This is a genomic window from Xanthomonas populi (assembly GCF_002940065.1).
In the GTDB taxonomy this organism is placed as follows: Bacteria; Pseudomonadota; Gammaproteobacteria; order Xanthomonadales; family Xanthomonadaceae; genus Xanthomonas; species Xanthomonas populi.
This window is the reverse complement of the sequence record NZ_MDEJ01000107.1, coordinates 1-13,776: the sequence shown is the minus strand read 5'-3', so window position 1 is coordinate 13,776 and position 13,776 is coordinate 1. Positions and strand designations below refer to the sequence as shown.

At 63.1% G+C, this 13,776-nt stretch carries 9 protein-coding genes and 2 pseudogenes; 2 read left to right on the top strand and 9 right to left on the bottom strand.

Features of this window, described 5'->3' with window-relative positions:
* Positions 1–276 precede the first annotated feature (276 nt).
* Positions 277–864: pseudogene (locus tag XpopCFBP1817_RS15530) on the top strand (endonuclease/exonuclease/phosphatase family protein); the annotation flags it as partial.
* Positions 865–1,087: 223 nt separating this feature from the next.
* On the opposite strand, the gene XpopCFBP1817_RS15525 reads toward XpopCFBP1817_RS15530, so the two are convergent.
* From XpopCFBP1817_RS15525 to XpopCFBP1817_RS15510, 4 genes are all read right to left on the bottom strand, one after another.
* Positions 1,088–3,247: a carboxy terminal-processing peptidase gene (locus XpopCFBP1817_RS15525; protein ID WP_208619633.1), complete on the bottom strand. Its 2,160-nt coding sequence runs from the start codon at positions 3,245–3,247 to the stop codon at positions 1,088–1,090.
* Between the two features lie 257 nt (positions 3,248–3,504).
* Entirely contained in the window at positions 3,505–4,518 is a 1,014-nt protein-coding gene (gene lipA / locus XpopCFBP1817_RS15520; protein WP_128417788.1) for a lipoyl synthase, read from the bottom strand.
* 15 nt (positions 4,519–4,533) lie between these two features.
* The gene (gene lipB / locus XpopCFBP1817_RS15515; RefSeq protein ID WP_128417787.1) at positions 4,534–5,232 is read right to left on the bottom strand and encodes a lipoyl(octanoyl) transferase LipB; all 699 of its coding nucleotides are present in this window, start codon (positions 5,230–5,232) and stop codon (positions 4,534–4,536) included.
* The gene (locus XpopCFBP1817_RS15510) at positions 5,220–5,498 is read right to left on the bottom strand and encodes a YbeD family protein (RefSeq protein ID WP_128417786.1); all 279 of its coding nucleotides are present in this window, start codon (positions 5,496–5,498) and stop codon (positions 5,220–5,222) included. The genes lipB and XpopCFBP1817_RS15510 overlap by 13 nt, the downstream gene beginning before the upstream one ends.
* A 278-nt stretch (positions 5,499–5,776) precedes the next feature.
* Between XpopCFBP1817_RS15510 and XpopCFBP1817_RS15505 the strand changes: the two are divergent.
* A pseudogene (locus XpopCFBP1817_RS15505) lies at positions 5,777–6,847 on the top strand (lipid A deacylase LpxR family protein).
* Between the two features lie 130 nt (positions 6,848–6,977).
* Here the strand turns inward: XpopCFBP1817_RS15505 and XpopCFBP1817_RS15500 are convergent.
* The 5 genes from XpopCFBP1817_RS15500 to XpopCFBP1817_RS15480 form a co-directional block, all read right to left on the bottom strand.
* Entirely contained in the window at positions 6,978–8,183 is a 1,206-nt protein-coding gene (locus tag XpopCFBP1817_RS15500; protein WP_128417785.1) for a D-alanyl-D-alanine carboxypeptidase family protein, read from the bottom strand.
* Positions 8,184–8,443: 260 nt separating this feature from the next.
* Positions 8,444–9,844: a septal ring lytic transglycosylase RlpA family protein gene (locus XpopCFBP1817_RS15495; protein WP_128417784.1), complete on the bottom strand. Its 1,401-nt coding sequence runs from the start codon at positions 9,842–9,844 to the stop codon at positions 8,444–8,446.
* Positions 9,841–10,971 carry a lytic murein transglycosylase B gene (mltB, locus tag XpopCFBP1817_RS15490; RefSeq protein WP_128417783.1) on the bottom strand — a complete coding sequence of 377 codons (1,131 nt, stop codon included), beginning with the start codon at positions 10,969–10,971 and terminating at the stop codon, positions 9,841–9,843. The genes XpopCFBP1817_RS15495 and mltB overlap by 4 nt, the downstream gene beginning before the upstream one ends.
* Positions 10,972–11,434: 463 nt before the next feature.
* Complete coding sequence (locus XpopCFBP1817_RS15485; protein ID WP_128417782.1) at positions 11,435–12,844, bottom strand: glycoside hydrolase family 28 protein; 1,410 nt, start codon at positions 12,842–12,844, stop codon at positions 11,435–11,437.
* Positions 12,845–13,248: 404 nt separating this feature from the next.
* Positions 13,249–13,776: transposase (locus XpopCFBP1817_RS15480; protein WP_146090189.1), on the bottom strand; the 528-nt coding region annotated here is incomplete at its 5' end.

The window sequence follows — 13,776 nt, the reverse complement described above, 5'->3', positions numbered from 1 at the left end:
AGATCGCTGATTTTTTGAAGGTATGGTCATCATCCAGTGCGTGTCACCACGGCTACGACTTGGTTGTTCGAGGTGCCCACGAGATAGTCGTACTGCGGTGCCATGAGAATCCCTCACGGTTAAGTGGGCAGCCAGCGGTCTGTCCGCTGGCTTGGTGCAAATGCTAAGCCGATGCGCGGCGGCGTCAAGCGTGTGATGCATCGATGCGTGGTGATCTATCGGTCATGCCAGCTGATTAGACTTGATGGCCCGTCCTTTACCGAAGTCGCCTGCATGCGTTGGTTCGGCAAGGGCCGCCGCGCCAATTGAAGCGACGAAAACATGGGTGTGTTCTACAACAGCCGCGTGCTAACGGTGGTGGAATCGGGCGACTTCTGGCTGTCCGAAACGCCCGAAGTCTCCGGCAGCAGCATCTGGAATACCGATCTGCCGCGCATGGTGACCTGAGCGCTGTTCGAGCGCCGCGGCGACAAACGTCGCTTCTATCTGTTCAACACTCACTTCGCCCACCGCGATCAGGACGAGGCGGCGCGCGAGCACAGCGCGTGCGTGATCCTGTCACGCATCGCAGCACTGCCCGCCAACATTCCGCTGGTAGTGACCGGCGACTTCAACAGCGATCCAGAAAACAGCACCTACCACAAGCTCACCGCTGTACTTGGCGATGCACGCTCACACGCGACCAAGCGCGAAGGCCCGGAGAAAACCTTTCAGGATTTCACCACCCACCCAACCCGGCGTATCGACTGGATCCTGTTCCGCGGCCTCACACCAACGCGTTTTTACACGCTGGATGCCCGACCCGGCGGCGTGTTGCCGTCCGACCATTATCCAGTGCTGGCCGAATTTGCCTGGCCGGGTTGATCGCGCTGATCGCGCCGCGACTGTGCGACAGGACCAGACACTTTTACGAATGCGTTTGCTGTCAGACCCACAAACATTGCGTCAAAGATTAACATCTTCGCAAGCAAGCCTGCCTTCGAAATTGGCAGCAATGTGCGTTTGGCGGCGCCTATCGAACAGCCCCCCCAAAAAAAATGCCACCGATTGCGGTGGCGTTTTCGTAGTGCAGATAATCAACCACCAATCAATCAGCCCAACGTCCCGGCGCAGTCGACTGCGGCAGTACCTGCGCCGATAACGGCTGGTCCTGCGCCAGCAGACCCAGCGCGTCGGCGATGATGGCGGCCGACTCGTGCAATAGCGGATCAGGGCGCTTTTCTGCGGCCTTTTCGCGTGCGGTGTCCTTGACGATGTCGCGCTCGTTGCCGGTCAGGCCGTCGTCGCTGTCTTCGGCAAGCGGGTCCAGCGGCAGGCCCAGCTGCTTGCGTAGCTGCTGGCGATCCTTGCGCTGCTGATCCTGCTTCTGACGCTCGGCAACACGCTCGGCTTCGTTCAACGAAATGTACTTCTTGGCCTTCTCATCGCGAAACTTCTTGACGTCTTCTTCCCACCACTGGAATTCCTTGTCGGTGGCGATACGCGCGCTATGCAGGCCCTGCAACTTGGGCAGCAGCGGCGCGAAGTTGCCGTACTGGGTATGCGGCGCAGCGGCGATGCGTGTCCACGGCAGCGCATTGTCGTAGGTGCTCTCACCGAACTCGGTGGCATCCACACTGGCCGGGAATACGATGTCCGGCACCACGCCCTTGTGCTGGGTGCTGGAGCCACTGACGCGGAAGAACTGCGCTATGGTCAGCTTGACCTGACCATAGCGCTGACCTTCTGCAGACGGCCAACGATCCAGGTCAACGATGTTCTGCACGGTGCCCTTGCCGAAGCTGGTTTCACCGATCACCAGACCGCGACCGTAGTCCTGGATGGCGCCGGCAGAGATCTCCGAGGCCGATGCCGAACCGCGATTGATCAACACGCCCAGCGGGCCATCCCATGCCACCTTGGGATCGCTGTCGCCGTTGACAGTAACGCGGCCGCCGGATTCGCGCACCTGCACCACCGGGCCTTGCTGGATGAACAAGCCGGTGAGCTCGATGGCTTCGTCCAGCGAACCGCCGCCGTTGTTGCGCAGGTCCAGCACCACGCCGTCGACCTTGTCGGTCTTGAAGCCGGCCAGCAGTTTGGCGACGTCGCGCGTTGCGGAGGCATAGTCGGCCGCGTTGCGACGACGACCTTCAAAATCCTGATAGAAGCCTGGCAACTTGATGATGCCGATACGCTGTTCCGGCTCGCTGCCCTTGGCCGGCAGCGTGATGGTCTCGCCCTTGGCGGCCTGCTCGGCCAGACGCACCTTCTGCCGGGTCAGGGTCACGGTGCGGTGCTTGCCATCGATACCCGACTCGGCCGGGATGTACTCCAGGCTCACCTGGGTGTCCTTGCTACCGCGGATCTTGGCGACCACATCGTCGATGCGCCAGCCGATCACGTCTTCGATCGCGCCGTTCTTGGCCTGACCCACGCCGACAATACGATCGCCCGGCTTGAGCGTGCCATCCACTGCGGCCGGACCACCCGGTATCACCTCGCGGATCACCACCAGGTCGTCCTGCTTCTGCAACTGCGCGCCGATGCCTTCCAGCGACAGCGACATCTGCTGATTGAAGTTTTCGGCCGTGCGCGGAGTGAAGTAATCGGTGTGCGGATCGACCGCATTGGTGTAGGCGTTGACGAAGAACTGGAATACGTCCTCGCCCTTCAGCTGCTTGACCGAATCAGCCAGCGCGGCATAGCGCTTGTCCAGCGTCTTGCGGATGTCCTCGGGCTTCTTGCCGGCCAGTTTGAGACGCAGCCAATCGTTCATCACAGACTGGCGCCACAGCACGTCCAGCTGCTTGTCGTCGGCAGCCCACGGCACATCCTTGCGGTCGTACTCGAACTTGTCGCTGCCGGTAAAATCGAAGTCCTGCTTGAGCAGGTCGCGCGCGTACTTGACGCGCTGATCGACGCGCTTCTTGTACACCGAGAACACCTGGAACGCCGGATCCAGCTTCCCACCGCGCAGCGCATCGCCTACGCCTATTTCCAGCGGTGCAAAGCCGGTGATATCGGCCTGGGTAAAGAACTGTTTGCTGCCGTCCAGCGTCTCCAGATAGCGCTTAAAGACGTCCTTGGACATCGCCTCGTCCAGTGTGCGTGGACGGTAGGCATAGCGGCTGTCGGAGAGCAGGCCATAGACCAGCTTGGTCGCGGTGGTCTGGTCGGGCGTGGCTGCAGCCGGCAACGCCGTATCGGCGCGTGCAAGCAATGCCATCGGGGTAGTCAACACCAGCGCCAGCAGGCCGGCCTTCATGGACGTGGAAACGTTGTAGGTCATCGAATGGCTCTCGGCACAGGGCCGACGAAAGGAAGGCGGTGAACGGATCAGACAGCATGACAGTGCCGAAAGTTGCTGGCGTTGTCATCCGCTGGCCGAATCAGCCTAGCGCCGGGCCTGTAGCGGATTGTGAACGCGACCGTACCCTGCAGCAGCGCGCCCGTGGGCCGGATACGCCACGGCCCCGCGCTGGGCGCAGGGCCGTGTGGGTTGCTGGACAGCGCGTGCTGACGTCAGGCCGCGACGCCAGCGCCGGCGGCTTGCCGATCTGCGTGATAGGAGGAGCGCACCATCGGCCCGGAGGCGACGTGGCTGAAGCCCAGCGCGTTGCCGTAGTCCTCCAGCGCCTTATACTCCTCCGGCGTCCAGTAACGCATTACCGGGTGGTGGTGCGAAGTCGGCTGCAGATACTGACCGATGGTGATCATGTCCACAGCGTGCGCACGCAGATCGCGCAAGGTGGCCTGTACCTGCTCCATGGTCTCGCCCAGGCCGAGCATGATGCCGGACTTGGTCGCGATGGACGGGTGCTGCGCCTTGAAGCGCTGTAGCAGGGTCAGCGACCACTGATAGTCGGCACCGGGCCGCACGTTCGGATACAGGTCGGGCACGGTTTCGATGTTGTGGTTGAACACATCCGGCGGGCTCAGCGCCAGGATCTCCAGCGCGCGGTCCATGCGGCCCTTGCCACGGAAATCCGGGGTCAGGATCTCGATGCGCGTCTTGGGCGAACTGACCCGGATGGCCGAAATGCAGTCGACGAAGTGCTGGGCACCGCCGTCGCGCAGATCATCGCGATCCACGCTGGTCACCACCACATACTTCAGGCCCATGTCGGCCACGGTGGTGGCCAGGCTGGCCGGCTCGCTGGCGTCCGGCGGCTTGGGCCGGCCGTGCGCCACATCGCAGAACGAACAGCGCCGCGTGCACACCTCACCCAGGATCATGAAGGTCGCGGTGCCGTGGCTGAAACACTCGTGGATGTTCGGGCAGCTGGCTTCTTCGCATACCGTGACCAGGCGGTTTTCACGCAGCTTGGCCTTGAGGTTCTGCACTGCATTGCCGGACGGAATCCGCACGCGGATCCACGACGGCTTGCGCAGCACCGGCGCATCGACGAACTGCACCGGCGAGCGATTGATCTTGTCGCCACCGATCTGCTTGACACCGGTCTGCAGCGGCGCAGGTGCGGCGGTGTCGCCGGAGACGACCTGCAAGGGGATGGAACGGGCGATAGGCTGGGTCATGGCAATAACGGGCGCTCAGGCCGGAAGCGAAAGGTCGGGCAATGCGGAAACAGGCTGCAACACGAGACCAAACTGGCGCGCCAGCTGATCGAGCAGCACTGCCTTGACGGCGCCCATCCCGGAAGGGCCACCCAAGTCTAGCACCGAGGTCACTTGCAGGCCTTGGTAGCCACACGGGTTGATGCGGTGAAACGGCTCCAGATCCATCGCCACATTGAACGACAGTCCATGGAAGGTGCAGCCGCGCCGCACCCGGATCCCGAGCGCGGCGATCTTCGCCCCGCCCACGTACACGCCAGGCGCGCCATCGCGGCGCTCGGCGACGATGTTCCACTCGTCCAGGGTGTCGATCAACGCCTGCTCGATCTTGCACACATAATCGCGCACGCCGATTTTGAGCCGGCGCAGATCCAGCAGCGGATAGACCACCAACTGGCCGGGGCCGTGATAGGTGACCTGGCCACCGCGATCGACATGCAACACCGGAATGTCGCCTGGTGCCAAGACGTGCTCGGGCTTGCCGGCCTGGCCGAGCGTAAACACCGGCGCATGCTCGACCACCCACACCTCGTCGGCGGCGTGCCCATTGCGCGCGTCGGTGAAACGCTGCATCGCACGCCACACCGGCACGTAATCCTGCCGGCCGAGATCACGCAGCTGCGCCGGCAGGATTGGAACCGATGACAGCACAGGCTCGGCCGCTACAGCGTCCACTTCACTTCCGGGTGGTCTCGCAGTGCCTGATGGGCAGCGTCGAACTGCGCGCGGTTCTCGGCGCGAAAGCCGATCCGGATCGAGACATATTTGCCGCTGGACGAATGCTTCCAACTGATACTTTCTCCCAGTAACTCCACGCCAGTGGCAGCGAGCAGACGCGGAAGTTCTGTCTCCAGCCCGCGCTCGGCCGCGCCCATGGCGCTGAGCTCGAAGGTGCCGGGAAACTGGAAGCCGTGATCGGGGTTGTCGGAGCTGATTTCCATCCGCCCATTATCGGGCCGGCGGTGGGCAAACCCAAGTCTTGACCATTCGAACTGATGAGCTTGTTGCTGCCAGGTAATGAGGTGAGCAGTCTCAAAAATTTTAGCAAAACTAATGCCATTACAGCCCCGGACCAAACCTATCTACGTGCCGGTGGTGGTCCTGTATAGGACGGCACCGGCAGAGAGTGCGCCAGCTCGCGGCACACATTCACGCGACGCAAGCGCTGCCGCAGGCACCTTTGCTGAACACCGTCCTCTCCTACCTTTCCAGGCCATCCATGCTTCGACCGCGCGCGTTGTCTGCTGCTCTGCTGCTTTCTCTTACCGGGCTATCGCTGCCGGCCCTGGCGGCTGATCAATGCGATTCCAGCAGGCTGGGACGTACCCCGCCGGCGGTGAATTTCCGGGTCGACAACGATCTGCTGGGTGGCGAGGATCAGGATCAGGGCTAGTCCAATGGCGCGGTGCTGACGCTGGTGTCGCCCAATCTGGTCGATTACACCGACGACCCCTGCCTGCCGCGCACCGCGCGCTGGGTCAACGGTTATCTGGAGCGTCTGCATCCGGGCGAGTTCGACCAGCAGAACATGGTGTTCTCGATCGGCCAGGGGATCTTCACTCCAACCGATTCCACCCGGCGCGATGTGATTGCCGACGATCGTCCCTATGCGGGCATCCTGCTGGCGAGCTTCGGCTATAACGCGCGTAATGATGCGCATCTGCGTACCACCCAGCTGCAGATCGGCGTGGTCGGCCCGTGGGCGTTTGCACAGGAAGCGCAGGATGCGCAGGATGCGATCCACGATGCGCTGGGCGATGAAAAATTCCAGGGCTGGGACAATCAGTTGCACAACGAGCCGCTGATCAACCTGGTGCACGAGCGCATGCGCCGCTGGCCCGGCGATGCGGTAGTCAATGCGGACGGCTTTGGTTGGGATTTCATTTCGCACTGGGGCGGCGCGGTCGGCAACATGGCCACGCATCTGAATGCCGGCGGCGAAGCGCGCTTGGGCTGGAAATTGCCGGACGATTTCAGCAGCACACCGACCCGGCACGCAGGCGAAAATACCGCGCCCAGCCGTCTGGGACGTGCCAGCGGTTGGTCCGGACACCTGTTCGTGAGCACCGATGCGCGCTGGGTGCTGCGCGACATCACCCTGGACGGCAACACATTCCGCAACAGCCACAGCGTGGACAAGCGCGCCTTTGTGGGTGACGTCGGCTACGGCCTGGCGGTGATGTATGGCCGCTGGAAGTTCGCCATCGCCCGCTACCACCGCACCCGCGAGTTCGACACCCAGCGCCAGACGCCGGTGTATGGGAGTTTTACGATCAGCCGGATGCTTTGAGGGCGAGGATTGTGGAGTTGAGATTCGGGATTCGTAAAAGCAGGCTTTTGATTCTTTTCTTTTGCTGTTGCCAATCCCGACTACCGCATCCCGCAAAGAAAAAAGCCGGCGAAAGCCGGCTTTTCTTTGATCACTCCGATTCCCACCACATCCAGAATCCGTCCCAGAGGCGCTTGAAGAACCCACCTTCTTCGACGGCGCTGATGGCCACCAGCGGGGCCTGGGCGATGATCTTGCCGTCGAGGCTGACCTTGACCGTGCCGATCTGCTGGCCTTGCTTGATCGGGGCCTGCAGGTTCTTGGCCACTTCCATGCTGGGCTTGAGGTCGTTGTAGCGGCCGCGCTGCAGGCTGACCAGCAGTGGCTGAGCCACGCCAAGCTGCAGTTCGTCCTGCTGACCCTTCCACACCTTCTGCTTGGTCACGACCTTGCCGGGCGCGTAAAGGCTGTGGGTTTCGAAAAAGCGGAAGCCCCAGTTGAGCAGGGCAAGACTGTCGTCGGCGCGCTGGCGCTCTGAGCTATCGCCCATTACCACCGCCACCAGACGCTGGTCGCCGCGCTTTGCCGAGCTGAGCAGGCAGTAGCCGGCCTCGGAGGTGTGGCCGGTCTTGATGCCGTCCACGGCCGGGTCGCGCCACAGCAGCAGATTGCGGTTGTTCTGCTTGATGCTGCCGACCTGGAATTCCTTAATCTTGTTGTAGGCGTAGGTCTCCGGGTAATCGCGCACCATCGCACGGCCCAGCATGGCCAGGTCGTAGGCGGTGGAATGGTGGCCTTCGGCGCTCAGGCCGTGCGCGTTGACGAAGTAGGAGTTCTTCATTCCGATCTTGGCGGCGTAACTGTTCATCAGCGAGGCGAAGGCTTCTTCGCTGCCGGCAACATGCTCGGCCAGCGCGATCGCGGCATCATTGCCGGACTGGATCGCCATGCCTTTTTCCATGTCGTCCAGACGCGCAGTCTGGTTGACCGGGAAGCCGCTGTAGCTGCCGTCGGTACCGGCGCCGCCTTCGCGCCAGGCGCGCTCGCTCATCATGACCTGGTCGTCGCGCTTGACCTTGCCGTTCTTGATCTCGGCAGCCACCACGTAAGAGGTCATCACCTTGGTGATGCTGGCGGGCGCCAGCTGCTGATGGATGTTTTCACCGGCGAGCACTTGCCCGGTGGCGTAATCCATCAGGATCCAGGACTTGGACACGGCCGGCGCGGGTGCAGGCGGAACCGGCACGGCGGCCTGCGCAGCTGCAACGGCAGGCGTCGGCTGCGGCGCGGGCGTCTGGGCGCAGACCAGGCCAAAAGCGAACGTGGCCACGACAGCGGCGGCGAAGCGGAATTTCATTGAAGAAAGACTCCTGACGGGCCCGAAGGCTGGGCAATGCGAAATTGTAAGGTGCGACAGCGATCAGGGCGACGCGTGAGAAAGTGCGCGCGGCTGCGCAGTTCAGCGATGGGGCTCGTTGCGCACTCAAACTGGCTGGAAAAAGCGCGCAGTTGACCGATGCACGCACCAGGCGCGCGTTGATCGCAGCGCTTCATACTACGTCGCGATTCCAGACACCAGCCGCACACCCCGGTGCCTGAGCGGCGTGTCGACTGCTCTTAATTGGCGACGATCTGCGGGCGCCCGAAGCCAAGCCCGGCGATGCGCTGGGCGATTTCCGAGGCATTGGCGTGGTCGCGTGCATTCACGCGCAGCCGCCACAGTGTGCGCCCGCCGCTGACGATGTCGCTGACGCTGGCACCGGCGATGCCAGCCGAGGCCAGCTGCGACAGCGCGCGATCGGCGTTCTCGCGACTAGCGAAACTGGCGACCTGCAGCAGGATGTCGCCGAGTGCGGCTTCGGCCACGCTCGGCGCTTTGGCAGGCGCTGGTTCGATCTTGACCGGGCGCGCAGCCGCGTTGTTGTCCGCTGCCTTGAGCACTGCCACAGCCACCAGCGCGGCAGATGCGGGCGCAGGTGTGACCGATGCCGGCCGCGGCGCCACAGCTGCCGGCTTGCCGGTCGCAACGCGCACGCCCTGCGATTTCATCCAGGCATCGAAATTGTCGGGATTGCCTGGCTGACGCGACTCGGCCACGTGATAGCGCCAACGCTCGCCGGCCGCAATGACCGGCGCGGCGGCGATCGATGTCGCAACCGGCACGGCAGCCGAGCTTGCAGCCACCGCGCGCGAAGCAACCGTGCCGGTGGGCAGACGCTGCACCAGGCTATCGATCTGGCTGCCGCCCGAGGCTGGCCGCGCTGCAGCAACGGCGGTGGTGACAGGTGCCACGCCATTGCGGCGCTTGGCCAGCAGATTGCCGTTATCGGCTTCGGTCAGGCCGCGCACTTCAACGTTGCCAGTGCCCATGCCGGTGATGCCGAGTTTGACCGCAGCGGCGTAGCTCAGATCGATCACGCGGCCATCGTGGAACGGGCCGCGGTCGTTGACGCGCACCACCACCGAGTCACCGGTGTCGGTATTGGTCACCAGCGCAAAGCTGGGCAGCGGTAGCGTCTTGTGGGCGGCGGTAAAGGAATACATGTCGTAGACCTCCTTGTTGGAGGTCAACCGGCCGTGGAATTTGCTGCCGTAGTAAGAGGCGGTGCCGCGTTCGACATAGTCGCCGGGGTTGTCCATCACCACGTAGCGCTTGCCCAGCACTTCATACGGCGAACGATTGCCCACCGCCGAGCGCGGCTCGTTGCTGACCAAGGGCTCGGGGATGCAGGCCACATTGGGTACGTGATCGGGGGTGGTGTCCTTGACCCCGGGCTTGTAAAGGCCACCGGCGGTGTAGTCGCCACGCGTGGACGGATCTTCTTTTGCCGCCGCATACGGCGAGGTCGACGGGCATCCGCTGACGACGTACGCAGGCCCCTTGCCTTCGACCTTGACGCCCTTGATCGCGCCGCTCCCTGCGCTGCCCGAACGCTTCTTCGGTGCGCTGCTACAGGCCGCCAGACCGAGCATCAGCGCCATCGGAATCAGCCACTTGGAGCCTGTCATGCTGTTCATGCCGGAGGTAACTCCTTGCCGGCGATGGCCTCGGACAGCTGAAACACAGCCATCGCATACATCTTGGAACCGTTATATCGGGTGATTGCGTAGAAGTTCTGGAAGCCGAGCCAATACTGCTTGCCGTTGGCATCGTCCAGGCTGATTGGGGTGGCGGTGCTGCCTGCCACCACCGGCGCGGCGGGTTGATAGCCACGCGCGGACAAGTCGGCCAGCGTGTAGACAGGCGACCAATCGGGGGGATTGAACTCCTCACGTCCGGCCGCCAGTGTGGCCGGTACGGCGACCTGACCACCGCGCACCCAACCGCCCTTCTTGACGAAATAGCTGGCGACCGAGGCGAACACGTCGTTGTGATCGGTAAACAGATTACGCTTGCCATCGGCATCGCCATCGACAGCGAACTGGCGGTAGCTGGACGGCATGAACTGGCCCATGCCCATCGCGCCGGCGTAGCTGCCGATCAGCGTGGTGACATCGCGTTGTTCTTCCTTGCCAAGCGCGAATAGCTGGCCGAGTTCATCGCGAAAAAACAGCTCGCGGCGCACTTCGCGTTCGAGCTTGGCCGGGTCGCCGCTGCGCGGATAGCGAAATGCCAGCGTGTACAGCGCATCCAGCACGCGGTACTTGCCGGCATTGGTGCCGTAGCTGGTTTCCACACCGATGATGGCCACGATTACCTGCGCCGGCACGCCGGTGGCGGCTTCGACCTTACTCAGTTCGGCGCGGTGCTCGGCCAGGAACTTGCGGCCGCCGTCGATGCGCGCCTGGGTGATGAACATCGGGCGGTATTCGTTCCACGGCTTGACCCGTTCGGCCGGGCGAGACATCGCGGTGACGATGGCGTCCTTGAATTGTGCTTGCGCCAGCACTGCCTCGATCTGTGCAGCGTCGAGGCCGTACTTGGCTGCGGTGTCGCGTACGAAGTTGGCGCGGGCGATCTCAAACGGCACCGGGGTCAGATCTACCGGCGGCAGTGCGGGCGCTTCGGCAGCGGCGCTGACGGGCGCGCTCGGCGGCTTGGCCGGTGGCGCACTGGCGGCCGGCGGCGGGGGTGGAGGACTGGGCTGGGTCGCGCAGGCGACAAGGCCGAGGGTGAGCAGGCAGGTCAGGGTGCGTCTATTCATCTGCCGAGAGTAACAGAGACCAGATGAACTTTTGTCAATAAGACCATGAAACGAAAGAGCTTTCGCTGGAGTCCAGGCGGTCTTTAGTAGTGGCGGACGCTTGCAGGAAGCGCCACTTGGCTGCGCACTGCAAGCAAACACTCTGCAGGCACGGATGCGTCGGCTGCGATGGAATCGGATCTTGCTATGAAGGTTTGGCAGCACGCGGGCTGTGCGCACGGGCCAAGGCTGGCGTGGCGAGGAGATCGCAGCGGCCGATGGCGCAGCGTCGGTGCGCTGGCATTTCAAAAGATTGCTACCGATGCGTCGGCGCCAGAACGTCGGTGACGCAAAACGGCTCTCCGTCTCAACCCGAGAGTGCCGAGGCTCCAGACGACGCAGCACTTCTCAGCGCTGCATCGTCATCGAAAGTAAGAACCAGAAAAATTAAGGCGCGACCGAAACTCCGGCCGGGCCTGATCGATCACAGTGCCGGGAAACGTGGTGCAGTGGAGCAGGTCGGAATAGCGCCCCTCAGTTGCACGGGGCCGGTGGTGACACCGGTGCCCTGCAACTGAGTTGCCGTTAGATCACTGTTGATCAGCCTGATCTGTGCATTGCTGGCGGTAACGGCAGTGTTGCCTGTCGCAACATTGGACAGCACCAGGTCCAGCGGCGTCTGCGCATCGAAGCCTTTCAGGATCCAGCCCTTGCCCTTGAGGCCGACATCGCCCGTGGTACGCAAGCCGTTGACCACGATCTCCTTGAAACTGGGCTTGGTCCCGCTACCACCGGTCGAATAGAACGGGTTGATCACCAGCGGGCTGGTCACCCCGAACAGGCAGATGTTGCGATAGGTGATCAGGCTGACCGGGCCACCCTTGACGATGCTGGTCTTGATGCGCAGCCCGTTGTTGTCGGTACTGCGGTTGCCGGCATCGTCGGTGGCGGTGATGGCGTTGTTTTCGATCAGCACATTGTTGACCCCGGACATCACTTCGCTGCCGATCGAGATGCCGTGGGTGCCATAGCAGCGATTGTCGCGCACGCTGATGTTGCCGGACTTGGAGGCAATGGTCTTGATCGCCACGCAATCGTCGCCGCCCATCACATCGTTATCGACCAGGCTGGCGTTGACCACGCTGTCCAGGTCCAGACCATCGGTGTTGGGGCTGGTGGCCGGCGATTTCACCCGCACGCCCCAGATGGTCAGGCCATCGACGATATGCGCGAAGAAATGGAAGTACGCCGCATTGATCAGATTGACGTTGTAGAGGGTGAAGGTGTTGGAGTTCTGCACCTTGATCAGGTCCGGACTGTTCTGCACCTGGCCGGCATTCTTGGCGTTTTCGCCGAATTCCCACCAGGTGGTGCTCTTGCCGAGCATGGGCAGATCGCCGCGGCCGTCGATGGTCCCCTGGCGCCCGCCGGTGCGCACGCCCATCACGCCCGACTTGGTGCCCTTGATGCTGATCAGCGGCAAACATCCACCGCTCTTGGCACCGGCAGTGCCGCAGCCGCTACCGTAGTCGGCCGGATTGCGCGAGCCGTACAGGGTGACGCCCTGATCGATGACCAAGGTAACGCCCGTGGGAATCGACAGCGGCCCGCTGAGAAACGCAGTGCCGGTGCCGGCCTTGAGCAGCACGCTGCCGTTTTTGCCGGTACAGGCGGTCAGTGCGGCCTGGATGGTTTTGGTATCCGGCGGCGCACTTTCCGATGCAGCGTCGAACAGGCGCCCACTCGGCGTGTGCCTGGCACTCACCGACTGGCAGGTGGCAGGAATCGCCGGCTCGGAGACAGCGCGCGTATCGCCCGTTGCAAGGTTGATGGCGCCGGCTTGTGCGGCGAGCGTAAGACAGACACCGCCGATGGCGGCGGTTAGCAATTTCATGAAGAAGATCACCTGAGAGAGGAATGGCGCGTGCCTGCTGAAGCAACGCGACCCGGCCGCGGCAAGCTCAGCGGCGTGAGCTAATCTACGGAGCAAAGCCCGCGCACGCAGAAGGCGAGCGAACCCGGCGCCGCGCGAACGAAGCGGCAATGCGCCGGTGTGTCGTCATTACAACGCAGCGCGCAAAAACGTGCGATTTGCGAAGTGTCAGTTGGGTGACATGTGTGTGTGTCGTGTTGTGCGCGGGGGGGCGCATCGATCCAGGGGCTTAGCTCGATCACTACAATGTATTCAGAGCAGCCAACTCGGACTTCGCAATGGCGCGCGAACAGCCCCAAACTCAGCACTCAGCACTCAGCGCGATATCGTGTTCATCGTAATGAGCCGTCCCTGAAAAATCCCATTCAAGCACCAAGCCCTGCCGGCGACAGCTGCACCGGGTGCGAGGATCGCCACATGATCGCCTGCATCCAGGCACGCCAAAAGGCGATCCAGCGCAGCAGCCAGCGCAGGGTGTCGCCGGCTGCGCAGCCAAGCGCGTGCAATGCAGCGCCTTGTGCACCTGTCAGCCGGCAGCGACGTCGCCGGCAGTTGTCTTTCAGGTGTCCGATCACCGGCTCCGCCGCCTGCCGTCGCTTGATCCAGTGCCAGTGCCGTCGCGTCAGCGTCTTGGACTTGCCGCGATGCGGGACCTGCACGCCAGCGACCTCGCGCCCGCGATACTCCAGGTCAACGATCGCCACCGTCGGTTCTACGCGCAGATCCTGCGGCAACCCGCGTGTCTGCTCCAGCTGCTCGGCCAAGGTGTCGCCGTCGTAGGGGTTGCCAGGAAAACTGCGCGCGCCCACGACAAATCCCTTGCAGGCACTCACCGCAATGCCGACCTTGACGCCGAATTCGTAGGGCTGACGCGCTTTGCCATTGCCGATGCA